This is a genomic window from Pararobbsia alpina, assembly GCF_965118125.1.
GTDB lineage: Bacteria > Pseudomonadota > Gammaproteobacteria > Burkholderiales > Burkholderiaceae > Pararobbsia > Pararobbsia alpina_A.
The window spans coordinates 3,841,326-3,857,132 of the sequence record NZ_OZ221287.1 but is presented as its reverse complement, the minus strand read 5'-3'; the positions used below and the strand labels follow the sequence as shown (position 1 = coordinate 3,857,132).

11 protein-coding genes and 1 riboswitch are annotated in these 15,807 nt (G+C 64.0%); of the genes, 9 read left to right on the top strand and 2 right to left on the bottom strand.

All coding sequences use genetic code 11. The annotated features are described in order from the left end of the window. Positions 1-12: 12 nt before the first annotated feature. The 9 genes from xylB to ACMFWR_RS16600 all read left to right on the top strand — a co-directional run bounded on the left by xylB (position 13) and on the right by ACMFWR_RS16600 (position 13,941). Positions 13-1,494 (top strand): xylulokinase, encoded by a 1,482-nt coding sequence (xylB, locus tag ACMFWR_RS16640; protein WP_413192698.1) that lies wholly within the window; start codon positions 13-15, stop codon positions 1,492-1,494. Positions 1,495-1,701: 207 nt separating this feature from the next. After that, entirely contained in the window at positions 1,702-2,646 is a 945-nt protein-coding gene (locus ACMFWR_RS16635) for a sugar-binding transcriptional regulator (RefSeq protein WP_413192697.1), read from the top strand. Between the two features lie 284 nt (positions 2,647-2,930). Continuing rightward, positions 2,931-4,346: a DUF2252 domain-containing protein gene (locus ACMFWR_RS16630; RefSeq protein ID WP_413192696.1), complete on the top strand. Its 1,416-nt coding sequence runs from the start codon at positions 2,931-2,933 to the stop codon at positions 4,344-4,346. Between the two features lie 200 nt (positions 4,347-4,546). Continuing rightward, a riboswitch (guanidine-I (ykkC/yxkD leader) is annotated at positions 4,547-4,653 on the top strand. Positions 4,654-4,709: 56 nt separating this feature from the next. Beyond that, complete coding sequence (locus tag ACMFWR_RS16625; protein WP_413192695.1) at positions 4,710-5,594, top strand: urea amidolyase associated protein UAAP1; 885 nt, start codon at positions 4,710-4,712, stop codon at positions 5,592-5,594. A gap of 10 nt (positions 5,595-5,604) precedes the next feature. Next, positions 5,605-6,255, top strand: coding sequence for an urea amidolyase associated protein UAAP2 (locus tag ACMFWR_RS16620; RefSeq protein ID WP_413192694.1), 651 nt, complete (start codon positions 5,605-5,607; stop codon positions 6,253-6,255). A 177-nt stretch (positions 6,256-6,432) separates the two neighbouring features. After that, positions 6,433-10,062 carry an urea carboxylase gene (gene uca, locus ACMFWR_RS16615; protein ID WP_413194935.1) on the top strand — a complete coding sequence of 1,210 codons (3,630 nt, stop codon included), beginning with the start codon at positions 6,433-6,435 and terminating at the stop codon, positions 10,060-10,062. A 7-nt stretch (positions 10,063-10,069) separates the two neighbouring features. Beyond that, positions 10,070-11,989, top strand: a complete 1,920-nt coding sequence (gene atzF, locus ACMFWR_RS16610) for an allophanate hydrolase (protein WP_413192693.1) — start codon at positions 10,070-10,072, stop codon at positions 11,987-11,989. Position 11,990: 1 nt separating this feature from the next. Further along, complete coding sequence (locus ACMFWR_RS16605) at positions 11,991-13,016, top strand: ABC transporter permease (protein ID WP_413192692.1); 1,026 nt, start codon at positions 11,991-11,993, stop codon at positions 13,014-13,016. Positions 13,017-13,026: 10 nt separating this feature from the next. Next, positions 13,027-13,941, top strand: a complete 915-nt coding sequence (locus ACMFWR_RS16600) for an ABC transporter ATP-binding protein (RefSeq protein ID WP_413192691.1) — start codon at positions 13,027-13,029, stop codon at positions 13,939-13,941. Between the two features lie 65 nt (positions 13,942-14,006). Here ACMFWR_RS16600 and ACMFWR_RS16595 read toward each other — a convergent pair whose 3' ends face one another. Then, a complete protein-coding gene (locus ACMFWR_RS16595) occupies positions 14,007-14,360 on the bottom strand; it encodes a hypothetical protein (protein WP_413192690.1) in 354 nt (117 codons plus the stop codon). A gap of 463 nt (positions 14,361-14,823) precedes the next feature. Further along, positions 14,824-15,750, bottom strand: a complete 927-nt coding sequence (locus tag ACMFWR_RS16590) for a hypothetical protein (protein ID WP_413192689.1) — start codon at positions 15,748-15,750, stop codon at positions 14,824-14,826. Positions 15,751-15,807: the final 57 nt, after the last annotated feature.

Below are 15,807 nucleotides of genomic sequence, written 5' to 3'. Positions count from 1 at the left end.
CGGCCATCCCCTATGTATCTAGGCATCGACCTGGGAACCTCGGAAGTCAAAGTCCTGCTGCTCGCCGACGACGGCCACGCCGTCGGCCACGCACGCGCGCCGTTGACCGTCTCGCGCCCGGCGCCGCGCTGGGCCGAGCAGGATCCGCAAGACTGGTGGCGCGGCACGCTCGAAGCACTGGCCGCGCTGCGCGAAGCGTATCCGGCCGAATACCGCGCCGTTCGCGCAATCGGGCTGTCGGGCCAGATGCACGGGCCGGTGCTGCTCGGGCGCGACAATCGCGTGCTGCGCCCGGCCGTGCTCTGGAACGATATGCGCAGCGCCGCGCAATGCGAGCAGCTCGCGCGCATGGCGGCCGTGGCGGAGATCGCGGGCAGCGAGCCGATGCCGGGATTCAGCGCGCCGATTGTGATGTGGGTGGCCGAATACGAGCCCGAGGTGTTCGGGCAACTCGATTGTGTGTTGCTGCCCAAGGACTATTTGCGGTTGCGTCTGACGGGCGAACGGGCGACCGATCCGTCCGATGCGGCCGGCACGTTGTGGCTCGACGTGGAGCGTCGCTCGTGGTCGGAGACGCTGCTCGAGGCCGGCGGGATCTCGCGGGCTCAGGTACCGCCGATTCTCGATGGCGGCGCCCCGGCCGGCTATCTGTTGCCGGCGATTGCTGATGAGCTTGGCCTGACGCCTGGCATCGTGGTCGCGACGGGCGGCGGCGACAATGCGGCCAGTGCGGCGGGTATCGGCGCGACACAGCGCGGCGACGCATTCCTGTCGCTGGGCACCTCGGGCGTGCTGTCGGTCATCGACGACCGGTCGGGACCCAGCCCCGTGACGGCGACGCACGCGTTCTGTCATGCGATTCCGGCGCGCTGGCTCAAGGTCAGCGTCGTGCTGTCGGCGGCCAGTTGCCTGAGATGGGTCTGCAAGCTGACGTCGACGACCGAGGCGACGTTGCTGCAGGAGGTCGCCGCACTGGATTCAGGCGCGCTGACGAGTGCGCCGGTCTTTCTGCCTTATCTGTCGGGCGAACGTACGCCGCACAACGACGCGTTCGCGCAAGGCGTGTTTTTCGGGCTCTCGCACCTCACCGATCGCGCGAGACTCGCGTACGCCGTACTCGAAGGCGTCGCATTCGGCGCGGCCGATGGCTTGCTTGCGCTGCGCGGCAGCGGGATCGAGCCGCCCGCGAGCCTGTCGCTGATCGGAGGCGGCGCGCGCAGCGGGTTCTGGGCGCAACTCGTCACGGATGTGTTGCGACTCCCGGTGCGCGCTCACCTCGGCGGAGAGGCCGCTGCCGCGCTCGGGGCGGCCCGGCTTGGCTGGCTCGCGACGGGGGCCTCGCCGGCCAGTGTGCTGGTGAAACCGCGCGAACTCGCGGCTTACCAACCGGATGCGGCGCGCTTTGCGCTGCTCGATGAACGGCTTCAGCGCTACCGGGACCTCTATCGTCATGTGCGCCCGTTGTTTGCTGCCGATCGCGAACGGCTTGTCTGACGCGGATGCGATCGCTTCGTGGTGGCCCGATCGCGCCAGACGGTCCATTCTTCGGCCGCGCCGTGCCCACGTCGTTGCCATATCGCATGCGTGGCGAACGCGCGCCGAGGCGGCCGGACATTTTCACAATGACCTCCGGCCAACATCGGGTGGCGCACCCGGCGCGAATCCATCGATAATCGACGCTTCCTTTCCCTGACGAAGATCGTGTCAAAAGCCTCCGACAAACTTGACCTTGCGACGCGTGCGGCGTGGCTGTACTACGTGGCGGGTCACACCCAGAACGAGATCGCGCGCACGCTCGATATTTCTCGGCCGGTCGCGCAGCGTCTTGTCGCGTTCGCGGTCGAGCGCAACCTGATCCGCGTACGCGTCGATCACCGGGTCGCCGACTGTCTCGCGCTCGCGGAGCAGCTGCAGCGCCGCTATCGCCTGTCGTTCTGCGAGGTGGTGCCGCTCGACAACGATCAGCCCGATGCGATCTCGCGCAAGCTCGCGGTCGCCGGCGCGCAGGTCATGGAGCAATTCCTGTTGCGCGAGAAGCCGATGGTGATCTCCGTCAGCAGCGGTCGAACGCTGAAGGCTGCGGTCGACCAGATCGCGCAGCTTGAGCGGCCGCAGCACAAGCTTGTCTCGCTCGTCGGCGCCATTGCGCAGGACGGCTCGTCGAACCGGTACGACGTCGCGATGCATATGTCGGAGCGCACGGGCAGCAAGCATTTCATGCTGCCCGCGCCGCTGTTCGCCGATAACGAGGCGGAGCGCGACCAGTGGTGCAGTCACCGCCTGTACGGCATCGTCGAAAAGCTTACGTCGCAGGCCGATGTCGCATTCGTCGGCGTCGGCGATATCAGTCCACGCTGCCCGCTTCACGAAGACGGCTTTATCACGACCGAGGAAGTCGACGAGATGGTGCGGCTCGGCGCGGTCGCGGAGTTGCTCGGCTCACCGATCGACGCCGACGGGCATCGTGTCCAGTCGTCGACCGAGTCGCGCGTGACGAGTATCCGGCTCGATACGCCACCCAGCCGATTGACGATCGGCTTCGCGGGCGGCCCGCGCAAGCAGCAGGCGATTGTCGCCGCGCTGAAGGGCGGCTGGCTCTCCGGGCTGGTGACCGACGAGCAGTGCGCGCGCGCGGCGCTCGCATAAAAAGCAATAACGGGGCGGCAAATATATTGATTGAATCGAATAGCACCCAATTAAAAGTTATTGGATATTCGATTTAAAGTCTGAATCAAAGTCGCTTAAATGATTTCTCGAAAGCGATAACCGTTGTCGCCGTCCAATACTGCGGTTCGATAAACTGGATCGCACGCTGATCGTTCCGTCGCTATGCAGTCGCATGTGCGGCGTTTTGACATGCCTTTGCCCTGAGCCTACTGTGTATCGAGCGCGCCGACAGTTCCGTCCGGTCCGCTCGCCCGGGAGGCGTCATGAATGCTCCGCTTTCACCTGATGAACGACGGGCTCGCGGCCGTGCCGCGCGTGACCGGACACCCCGCAAGCAGCACACGGCGGTCGGCCATGTCGATCGCGATCCGGTTGCGCTGCTCGAGCAAAACAGTGCGGGGCGCGTGAAGCGCCTGATCGCCTTGCGTTACGGCCGCATGTTGACATCGCCGTTCGCCTTCTACCGCGGTAGCGCGATCATTCAGGCACACGATCTGGCCGGTACGCCCGACAGCGATATGCCGATGCAGATCTGCGGCGATTGCCATCTGGTCAACTTCGGCGGCTTCGCGACGCCCGAACGTACGCTCATTTTCGACGTCAACGATTTCGACGAAACAGCCGTCGGCCCGTGGGAATGGGATGTCAAGCGGCTGGTTGCCAGCCTCGTCGTCGCCGGGCGGCATCTGGGTCATGGCGATGCGGCGGCCCGACGCTTTGCATACGGTGCGGCCGAAAGCTATCGCGAACGCATGGCGCAGTATGCGCAGATGGGCGCGCTCGAGGTCTGGTACGAAAAGATTTCGTTCGAAGATTTGCTCGATGCCTACCCGGATCCCGACATTCGCAAGCGCATCAAGCGGGGCATCGAGAAGGCCGCGACACGCACGCACGAACAGATGCTCACCAAGCTCGCCGACTTCGAGGACGGCAAGTGGCGCATTCGCGATGTGCCGCCCGGTGTGTTTCATGTGCGCGGCAAATCGACGCTTTTCGACAAGGACGATGATTGGCTTACGCATGAGGATCCGCAAGGCGCCGTCGCGAAAGTCTTCACCGACTATCTGGACACGCTGGCCTCGGACCGGCGCGATCTGCTGCTGAACTTCGTGTTCCAGGACATCGCGTTCAAGGTCGTCGGCGTCGGCAGCGTCGGCACGCGCTGCCTGATCATGCTGTTCGTCGATCACTTCGGCAAGCCGATGTTTCTGCAGATCAAGGAAGCATCGAAGTCGGTGGTCTCACAGTTCTATAAGTCGCATTCGCCGATCAAGAACCAGGGGCAGCGTGTGGTCGTTGGTCAGCGGGTGATGCAGGCGGCCAGCGATCCCTTTCTTGGCTGGGCCGCCGGGCCGCTTGGACGACACGTTTACTTTCGCCAGTTGCGTGACATGAAGCTCTCGCCCGAGATCGAGTTGTATAGCGCCGATCTGCTCGAACAATATGGCCGCCTGTGCGGCTGGGTGCTCGCGCGGGCCCACGCCAAGGCGGGCGGGATGGCGATCGAGCTCTCGTCCTATATCGGCAAGAGCGACGCGTTCGCGCTTGCGCTGACGGACTACGCGACCGCCTATGCGGATCAGGTCGAGAAAGATTTCGAGGTGTTCCAGAAAGCCTGCCGCGACGGCAAGCTCGAGGCGCGTTCCGACTCGGATATCGCGAGTGACTTCCTGGTCTGACGCTGGTGCCCGCGGTGCCCGTGCGACCCAGTGTAGTGCGTGATCCGTCGTCATGCCTTGTTCTGGTGCGCCGAAGGCGGCTCGCCGCACGGCAGGGTCATGCCGCTCACCTTGTATTCATGATGGTCCGGCGCAATCGTGCCGGCATGGCACACCTTTCGCTAAAGACTGACCCGAGAGGTGCGCATCAGTCTGCATCATCTTAGGACGGCTAGGGTTCCGGTCGCGCGCGCCGCGATGTCTGGTCCGAGAGCCATCCGGTCCTGCCAGTGGCGGGGCTCCACGGAGGGATAAAAGCCCGGGAGGTTGCGATAGCGTTCTATCGCCCTCTCGTCCGTCCAATCCTTTCGAATGGGAGCTGCCATGCCGCCGTCTTCGCCCTCGTCGACCCCTTCGTCGGCCGAGCTTGTCGTCGAATCCGCCTCATTTCCCTCTGCGTCGTCCACGGGCTCGGCCGCTTCGTCTTCGCTGCCTTCGCGCGACGCGGACGACGCAGCGGTGCGAGTCCGCAGCGTACCCACCATCGACGACCGTATTGTCTGGGAGCACGTGATTCCGGCCGGCACGCATTGGTCGGGGCAACTGCGGCGCGGACTCGCCTTGCGTATCGTCGATATCGAAGGCGGCGCCAATCTGTCCGCCGTGTTGTATCGCCACGATGCGCCGCTCGAGCGCTACAACATGGCCGACACGCTCAAGGCGCAGCACACGGCGCATCTCACACAGGGGTTCGTGCTGTATTCGGATATGGGCCGCGTGATGGCGTCGATCGTCAGCGACACGCTGGGCTGGCACGACCCGATTGCCGGTGTCGGCGATGCAGCACTCTTTGCGCGCAAATACGGCGAGGCCCGCTATCAGGCGCATCGCAACGCGATGATTCGCAACGGCCGCGACAGTTTGCTCATCGAACTCGGCAAGCACGGCCTCGGCGCCCGCGATCTGGTCGCCAACATCAATTTCTTCAGCAAGGTCGCCGTCGACGACGACGGCGCGCTGCGCTTCGTCAGCGGACATTCGCGTGCGGGCGAGAGCGTCGATCTGCGTTTCGAGATGAACACGCTCGTTGCGCTGTCGACGGCGCCGCATCCGCTTGATCCCAACCCGGTGTATGCGCCCAAAGCGGTGAGGCTCATCGCTTACGAAGCCTATAAGCCGGGCGAGCGCGCGAGCCTCGACGATCCCTGCCGTACATCCCGTGCCGAGAACACGCGCGGCTTTATCAACACCGACATGCTCTACGCCTGAGGACACGAACATGGCCATCCTCGAAAGCCGACTCCACGCCGACCATGCGAGCTTTGACCACGTGATCTCCGCGGGCGAGCCGTTCATGCATACGATCCGTCGCGGGCAGATCTTCCGCATCCTCGATCTCGAAGGCAATCAGGCCGTCGACACGCTGTTTTATAACAGCGCCGATCCGTCCGAGCGCTACAGTGCGCAGGACACGATTCGGTCACAGGGCAATCTCTATTTGTCAGCGGGCACGGTACTGATGTCGAATCTCGGCAATCCGCTGCTGACCATCGTCGCCGACACATGCGGCCGGCACGACACCCTGGGCGGCGCCTGTGCGGCCGAAAGCAACACCGTGCGCTATGCACTCGACAAGCAGTACATGCATAGCTGCCGCGACAACTTCCTGCACGCGCTCAATACATGCGGCTGCGCATCAGGCATCGGCAAGCGGGACATCGTCAGCAATATCAACTTCTTCATGAATGTGCCGGTGACATCGGCAGGCGGCCTCACGTTCGAGGACGGCATCTCCGCGCCGGGCAAGTATGTCGAGATGCGCGCCGACATGGATGTGACCGTGCTGATCTCGAACTGTCCGCAGCTCAACAACCCGTGCAACGCCTATAACCCCACGCCCGTGCGTGTCCTGGTCTGGGACGCGCATTGAATCGACGGCGATGAGGTCGACCCGCAGCACGTTGAACTCATCGCGTCGAGGGCCGTAATGTCGATGAAGACGATGAAGGCGACGTCGGCGTGAAGGATGAAAAGCACCGGGACGACCCGGTGCACCGCAAGAACGGGGCAGGACGACCTGCCCGAGAACCAGGCGCAAGCCACGCTCATGTTCACCAAAGTCCTGATTGCGAATCGCGGAGAGATCGCCTGTCGTGTGATCCGCACGTTGAAGTCGATGGGTATCGCATCGGTCGCCGTCTATTCGGAGCCGGATCGGCACGCTCGGCACGTGATGCTTGCGGACGAGGCCGTTTGCGTCGGCCCCGCGCCGGCTGCCCAGAGCTATTTGAATGCCGGGGCGATTCTCGACGCTGCGCGGGCGACCGGTGCGCAGGCGATCCATCCGGGGTATGGCTTCCTGTCGGAGAACGCCGCCTTCGCCGATGCGTGCGAGGCAGCGGGTATTCGCTTTATCGGGCCGCGCGGTTCGCATATGCGGGCGTTTGGACTCAAGCACACGGCGCGCGAAGCGGCCCGGGCGAATGACGTCGCGCTGTTGCCGGGCACGGGCCTGCTTGCGGACATCGCGACCGCGCTCGAAGAAGCATCGCGTATCGGGTACCCGGTCATGCTCAAGAGCACCGCGGGCGGCGGTGGTATCGGCATGTCGTTGTGCCGCGACGCGGCTCAGCTCGAAGCGGCCTATGCGACCGTCGTGCGCCTCGGTAAGGCCAATTTCGCTGACTCCGGCGTGTATCTCGAGAAGTTCGTTGAACGCGCGCGCCATATCGAAGTGCAGATCTTCGGCGATGGCCGCGGTCACGCAATCGCACTCGGCGAGCGCGATTGCTCGGTTCAGCGCCGCAATCAGAAAGTCATCGAGGAAACGCCGGCACCGGGACTGACCGACGACGAACGCACGACCTTGCACGCGACCGCCGTGCGGCTCGCGAAGTCGGTCGCTTATGAGTCGGCGGGCACGGTTGAATTCGTATTCGACACGGATACACGCGCGTTCTACTTTCTCGAAGTCAATACGCGGCTGCAAGTCGAGCACTGCGTAACCGAAGAGGTCACGGGCCTCGACCTCGTGCGGTGGATGATCGAACAGGCTGCGGGCGAACTCGCACCGCTCGATACGATCGCCGTCGCGCCGCGCGGGGCCAGCATTCAGGTACGCATCTACGCGGAAGACGCGAACAAGCAGTTCCAGCCGAGCGCCGGGGTGTTGACCGACGTGCGCTTTGCGCCGGATGCACGCATCGATACCTGGGTCGAAGCCGGCACCGATGTGCCCGCGTTCTATGACCCCTTGCTCGCGAAGATGATTGTCAAAGGCGACGACCGCGAGGCGGCGCTCGCTGCAATGCGTCGCGCGCTCGACGAGACACACCTGTACGGGATCGAAACGAACCTCGACTATCTGCGAACGATCGTCGGTTCACCGGTGTTCGTGTCAGGCAGGCAGACGACTGCATTTCTGGCGTCACTCCATTTCGCTCCGCATACGATCGACGTGCTCGACGGCGGTGTCCAGACGACGGTGCAGGACTTTCCGGGACGGCTCGGCTACTGGGACGTGGGCGTGCCGCCGTCGGGTCCGATGGACGATCTGTCGTTCCGGCTCGCGAATCGGCTTGCCGGCAATGAGCCGGGTACGGCCGCGCTCGAGTTCACGATGGTCGGCGCGACACTGAAGTTCAATGCCGCGACGACGATCGTGCTCGGCGGCGCCACGCTGACGACGACGCTCGACGGCCACGCCGTGCCGTACTGGAAAACCGTGCGCGTCGAAGCGGGGAGCGTGCTCAAGGTCGGGGGATTGGCAGGGCCTGGTGCGCGTGCGTGTCTGGCCGTGCACGGCGGCTTCGATGTGCCGGACTATCTGGGCAGCAAATCGACCTTCACGCTGGGGCAGTTCGGCGGACATGCGGGCCGGGCGCTGCGCAAGGGCGATGTCCTTCATCTGTCGTCCGGCGCCGGCACACCGTTCGTGTCGAAGACGCTCGACGCGCCGTGCCGCCCAGTGCTCACGAATGCATGGCAGATCGGCGTGCTCGACGGCCCGCACGGCGCGCCGGATTTCTTCACGCCGGACGATGTCGCGATGCTGTACGACACCGCCTGGACCGTGCACTACAACTCGAGCCGCACCGGTGTGCGCCTGATCGGACCGAAGCCTCAATGGGCGCGTCGCGATGGAGGCGAGGCGGGCCTGCATCCGTCGAATATCCACGACAACGCCTATGCGATCGGGGCCATCGACTTTACCGGCGATATGCCGGTGATCCTCGGGCCTGACGGTCCGAGTCTCGGCGGCTTCGTCTGCCCGGTGACGATCATTCGCGCCGAACGCTGGAAGATGGGGCAGCTCAAGCCCGGCGACACGGTGCAGTTCAAGCGCATGACGTCGGTACAGGCCGCTGCGATCGAAGCCGCGCAGGACCATATGATCGAGACGCTCGAAGCACCGGCCGCGGCATTGCCGGCGGCCCGCGCAGCCGACCGGATCGATTGCGTGCTCGCACGTGATCCGTCAGCGGGCGACGGAATTGGCGTCACCTACCGCCAGGCGGGCGACAAGTATCTGCTCGTCGAATACGGCCCGCTCGCGCTCGACCTGAACCTGCGCTTCCGCGTTCACGCGCTGATGCACTGGATGCAGGCGCATCGCCATGACGGCATCGTCGACATGACGCCGGGCATTCGCTCACTGCAGATCCACTTCGACAATCGCGTGCTGCCGCGCGATCGTCTGCTCGACTTGCTGGCACAGGCCGAAGCCGCGCTGCCGCCGATCACGAGCATGAAGGTACCGACGCGCATCGTGCATTTGCCGCTGTCGTGGGACGACCCTGCAACGCGGCTGGCCATCGACCGCTACATGCAGTCAGTACGGCCCGATGCACCGTGGTGCCCGAGCAATATCGAATTCATTCGCCGGATCAACGGTCTCGACAGCATCGACGATGTCAGACGCATCGTGTTCGATGCGAGCTATCTCGTGCTGGGCCTCGGCGACGTCTATCTGGGCGCGCCCGTTGCAACGCCGATCGATCCGCGCCACCGCCTCGTTACCACGAAGTACAACCCCGCGCGTACCTGGACGCCCGAAAACGCGGTCGGCATCGGCGGCGCATATATGTGCGTGTATGGCATGGAAGGCCCGGGTGGCTATCAGTTTGTCGGGCGCACCGTCCAGATGTGGAATCGCTATCGGACGACACAAGAGTTCGAACCCGGCAAGCCGTGGCTGCTGCGCTTCTTCGACCAGATCCGCTTCTACCCCGTCAGCGAAGCCGAGCTGCTCGACCTGCGCGCAGACTTCGTTGCCGGGCGGGCGAGCCTGAAGATCGAGTCCTCGGAATTCGATCTCGGTGCCTATAACCGCTTTCTCGTTGACGAGGCCGACTCGATCGCCGCGTTCAAGTCGGTGCAGCAAGCGGCGTTCGAAGCGGAGCGTGAACGGTGGCGCGTTGCAGGGCACGCCGAATATGTCGGCGAACCCGAAGCGGCGACGGCGAGCGGTGACGACGCCGCCTTGGCTGCGCACGAAAAGGCCGTGCTCGCCGATGTGTCCGGCAGCGTCTGGAAAGTGCTCGTCGAGGCAGGCGATGAGGTTGCCGAGGGGCAGACCGTCGCGATCGTCGAGTCGATGAAGATGGAAATTGCCGTGACGGCGCCCGCAACAGGCGTCGTCGCGCGGATCAATTGCAAGAGTGGTGCGCCGGTGCAGGCCGGCCAGGCGCTGATGGTGATCGGCGCCGCCGACACCCTGGTCGAGGAGGAAACCTGAGATGACGATGGCCGATACACCCCGTTCGACGACTGCGGTGCCAGACGGATCGATTCAGTCACCGATGACGATCACGGCGCTGCACGCGCAGTATCGCGCCGGGACACTGACGCCCGAGTCGCTGATTGAATCGATCGCCGGTCGCACGGCCGACGATCCTCATCACGCGTGGATCAGAGTACTCACGAAGGACGAGATGCTCGTCTACGTGCGTGCGCTAGCGGGCAAGTCCCCTGACGATCTGCCGCTTTACGGCGTGCCGTTCGCGATCAAGGACAACATCGACCTCGCAGGCATTCCCACGACCGCTGGGTGCCCCGCGTTTGCCTATACGCCGCAGCGATCTGCGGCGGTGGTCGAGCGCTTGATCGCCGCAGGCGCGATTCCGGTGGGGAAAGCCAATCTCGATCAGTTCGCCACGGGGCTCAACGGCACGCGTTCGCCCTATGGCGCGTGCCGCAATGCCCTGGATCCGCAGTATGTGTCGGGCGGTTCGAGTTCGGGCTCGGCCGTGGCCGTCGCGCTTGGCGTCGCAAGTTTTTCGCTCGGCACCGATACGGCGGGATCGGGGCGCGTGCCAGCCATGTTTCATGGGCTGATCGGCGTCAAGCCGACGCTCAGCACGATCAGCACGCGAGGCGTAGTGCCCGCCTGCAAATCGCTCGACTGTGTGTCGATCTTTGCCACGACGGTCTCCGATGCGCGAACCGTGCTCGGTGTGGCGCAAGGCATCGATGCAGACGACCCGTATTCGCGCGCCGTCGAGGCAGGCCCCTCTTTCGACGGAGTCGGGACATTGCGCTTCGGTGTGCCACGTCAATCGCAACTCGCTTTCTTTGGCAATGATGCCTTTGCGCGCTTGTTCGACGATGCGGTGGCGTCATTGAAAGCGCGTGGCGCCGAGATCGTCGAGATCGACTTCGAGCCTTTTCTTTCGATTGCGCGCCTGCTCTACGGTGGGCCGTTCGTAGCCGAGCGCCATGCGGGAATTCGCGCCTTCTTCGACCGGAACGAGGAGCAGGTGCATCCCGTCGTGCGCGGCATCATTGCGGGCTCGCGGGCGTTTTCGGCGGCGGATGCGTTCGAAGCGTTCGATACCTTGCAAACGTTGCGCGCTCAGACGTTGAAGGTCTGGGAATCGATCGATGCGATTGTCATGCCGACCGCCGGCACGATCTATACGATCGAGCAGATGCTCGAGAAGCCCGTCGAATACAACTCGAACCTCGGCTACTACACGAATTTCGTCAATCTGCTCGACCTCGCGGCGCTCGCTATTCCGACGGGTGTCGCGAGCGACGGGCCGACGCCGCGCATGCCGTTCGGCGTCACGCTTGTCGGACCCGCGTTCAGTGATCCGATGCTGCTGGAGATCGCGGCCGGGATGCTCGGTGATGCGAGCGAGTCGGTTCCCGCGAAGGACGTCAAGACTGAGCCCGACGCATCGGCATCGATCAAGGTCGCTGTCGTTGGGGCGCATTTGACCGGGCAGCCGTTGAACGGACAGCTCATCGAACGTCGCGCAACACGCGTTGCGGTGACGACGACGTCGGCTGACTACCGGCTCTACGCGCTCGATACACGCCCTGTGGCGAAGCCCGGCCTGATCCGGGTCAGCGAAGGCGGTTCGCGCATCGCACTCGAGGTGTGGGACATGCCCATCATGCACTTCGGCAGCTTTGTCGATCTGATCGGCGCGCCACTCGGTATCGGCAATGTCGAGCTCGACGACGGCAGCGTCGTCAAGGGGTTTGTCTGCGAGCCGTATGCCTTGAGCGGTGCACGAGATATCACGGGGTATGGCGGATGGATGGCTTACCTTGCATCGCGGAGCCAGGGTGATGCAGTGGCGAACCCGGACGCGAAGCCGGGCCCAAACACGGCGAACGGCGCATCGATCAACGCGGAAATCGAAGGAGGGCGCTGACATGGCCACCGTGATTCAACCCGAGAAGGCCGAGGCCAAACGTCCGGAATCGGCTCGCGCCGCACACACGCGTTTGCGCTGGTTTGCCGTGCGCAAGGAATTGTCGCCACGTGCGCGTCTGGCGCTCGGTATCGGCTCCTTTGTGCTGCCGCTGCTGGTGTGGTGCATCGTGAGCTACGTGCCATTCGTCTGGCATCCGCTGCTTCAGATTTCGAATCCCGGCGGCGTCGACTATTTCCAGAATGGCATGCTGGTCGACAAGGCGACGTTCGCCAATGAAACGGCGAACATGATCGCCGCGCACAAGGCGTTGCCAGCGGGCACGCCCTCGAACCCGGTCTACCTGCCGCCGCCGCACAAGGTTTTCGAGGCGTTCTATACCGCGTTCACCACGCCGCCGCAGGCGCGCGACATGCCGTGGCTTCACGAAAGCCTGTGGCACAGCATCCAGGTCATTTTCTGGGGCTTTGTGATCTCGTCGATTCTTGGCGTGCCACTCGGCATCGTGTGCGGCACGTATAGCGCGCCGGCAAGACTGATCGAGCCGTTCACCGAGTTCTTCCGGTATCTGCCTGCGCCGGCGTTCGGAGCGCTTGCCGTGGCGATTCTTGGAATCTATGACGGCCCGAAGATCGCCATCATTGTGATCGGGACGTTCTTTCAGCAAGTGCTGATCATCGCGAACACGACGCGCAAGCTCGACTACTCGTTGCTCGAGGCGGCGCTGACGCTCGGCACGAAGCGTCTGAAGCTGCTCACGCGCGTCGTGATCCCCGGTGTGCTCCCCGATCTCTACCGCGATCAACGCATCCTGCTCGGCTGGGCGTGGACGTATCTGATCGTGGCCGAGCTCGTCGGCACGAGTTCGGGCATTACGTTCTTCATCACGCAGCAGGCGCGGTACGAGCATTTTGAAAACGTGTACGCCGCCATCGCGATGATCGGCATCATCGGGCTCGGCACGGACCTCGTGCTCGCGTGGCTCGGCAAGAAACTGTTCCCGTGGGATCGCACCCTGAAGGCCTGAGGAAATCGACATGCACAACCCACAACCCGTACCCGACTATCTGATCCAGTCCCCCGAAGTGGCCGCACGGTTCGAGCGCATTCGCCAGCGCGAGGTCATCCTCGAAGTCAAAGGGCTCGGCAAGAACTACGAGTCACCGCAAGGCCAGACGACCGCGCTGCGCCATATCGACTTCAAAGTGCACCGCAGAGAGTTTGTGTGTGTGATCGGCCCATCGGGCTGCGGCAAGTCGACGCTGATCCGTATTCTCGCGGGGCTTGAATCGCACACGTCGGGCGAGGTGTTGCTCGATGGCAAGCCCGTCGATGGTCCCGGGCCAGACCGCGGCATGGTGTTCCAGGGCTACACCCTGTTTCCATGGCTCAGCGTCAAGAAAAACGTGATGTTCGGCCCGGAGATGAACGGACGCGGCAAGCTCGATGCCGAGCGCGAAGCGCTGCAGTGGATCGATCTCGTCGGCTTGTCGAAGTTCGTCGACGCGTTTCCGCATCAGCTGTCGGGCGGCATGAAGCAGCGCGTCGCGATTGCGCGCGCGCTCGCGAATCAGCCGCGCATCCTGCTGATGGACGAACCGTTCGGCGCACTCGATGCGCAGACGCGCTGCAAGATGCAGGCGCATTTGCTGGAGATCTGGAAGAACATCGACATCACCGTGCTCTTCATCACGCACGACCTGGATGAGGCGATCTTTCTGGCCGATCGCATTCTGGTCCTCAAGGCGCATCCGGGCGAAGTGCAGGAACTCATCGAAGTCCCCGTTCCGCGCCCGCGTCATCAAGGGCAGATCACGTCGGCCGAGTTCATGGCGACGAAGGCGCGGCTCGAAGAGCTCATCCATCCGCCCGTGCCGGCCGATGCCGAAGACGAAGAAGGCGTGCAGCCGCATATCTTCCGGATGACGAACGTCGAGGACAACGTCGAGTAGCGATCATCGTCATGAGCCGTGATCCGACGCACGACGACGTTGGCTATGTCGATCGAAGTTGACGACTATCGACCATCGCACTGGCGGCCTGCCGACTTGTCCTGTTGACTCATCGCCATGCGTGCCTGTACGGCCAATATATCGGCGAGGCGACGAGCGGATTCATCTTTGTGTTCCGCGGCGTGGATTGCGAGGTGCATGGCGGTGGCAAGGCATTTTGTGACATCGTCCGGTTCGTCGGCGTCGGCGGCTGAATCGGCAACCATCGTTGCAGATTCAGCGCTCTCAACTGTATTGCTCGGGATGGTGTGAGCGTTGTCACCGGCCTGCGGCCCGTGTGAATCGGTGGCGCCGCCCGCATCAGTATTTCTTGTGGCGCTACGGTGCGTTACCGAAGTCGAAGAAGCAATAGGTAGCATGACTATTCCTCGCGGTTAGATAGGCAACTCAATTATCCCTGGTTGCGAAAGAGCGATTTGAACGAATCAATCCACGACAAGAAACACTTCGTTTAAAAAAAAGAGCTTCGGGCCGGGGGTCCCGAAGCTCTCAACTGCAAATCCGCCGAGCGTCCGCTATTCACTTCGCGCAGTACGTTCGCTCGCCGGATCGCAAGCCTGAAGGATGTCCGCTACGCGTCCTCGATGTGCGCCTGCGAGCGCTAGTACGACTGCATCGCATGCGCGCCAGCGTGATCGTCGCGGCATCCTCCGTCTGACTGAAGACAGCTCGTGTTAGCGCAGGTTGGTGCCCATTCAATCTGCATCCGCAACGCCGTCGCCGGGTCATCCCGCCCGATAACGGTTCGACCGTCTTCTGCCGCTCGCGCGTCTCGCCCGCTTGCCTATCGAAGCCGGTTACGACGCGAGAAAATCCGCCTGTTCAATGACCATGCCCTCCGCCACCGCCCGCGCCGCCATGGCCACCCCCCATGCCGCCGCCAGCACCACCCATCCCACCGCCTGCGCCGCCCATGCCGCCACCGGCTCCGCCCATCCCGCCGCCGGCGCCCGCGCCGTGGCCCGAGCCACTGTTACCGCCGCCGTTACCGTTTCCACCGGATCCACTGCCGCTACCCGAGCCGCTGCCGGAACCACTGCCGGAACCACTGCCGGAGCCGCTGCCGCTACCCGAGCCACTGCCTGATCCGCTTCCTGAGCTTCCGCCCGAGCTGCCGGCACCTGCGCCACTGCCGCCGGGGCCGCCGCCGAATCCGCCTCCAGGGCTGCCGAAGCCGCCGCTGTGCGAGCTGCATCCGCACGAATCGCCGCCGTCTCCACCGCCGTGGCCGGGGTGACCGGGACCACCAGGGTTGCCGGGGCCGCCAGGATCGCCCGGACCGCCAGGGTTGCCCGGATTGCCCGGGTTTCCTGGATTGCCAGGGCCTCCTGGATCGCCCGGACCGCCTGGGTCACCCGGACCCGATCCACCCGGATTACCCGCGTGCGACGTCGTACCCGGCGTTCCTGTGCCCGTGCCCGACTGCGTACCCGTCGCACCCGTACTGCCGGGTGTGCCCGGGTCATTGTTCGACGCCAGCGTGGCGCTGCTCCTTGCACATCCCACGCGCTGCCCCGGCGGACATCCGGTCACCGGCGGCTCGAACACCGTTGCCATGTCGGTGACGAGCAGCGTGTCGACGGGCGGCGCGTCGTTGACGGCCTGCGCGAGTTGAGTCGCCGTGCCAATCCTTAGTGAAGACGAAGCATCGTCGGCCCAGGCGGGGGAAACCGCAAAGCCGGCGATGCCCGACAAACAGGTCAGCGACAAGACAAGCCGACCCGATACCCCTGTTATGACGCTTTTCATGCGTGGCTCCTCGCGCTACCCCGGATCGATCTGCAACAGACAATCCGGTGGGTATTG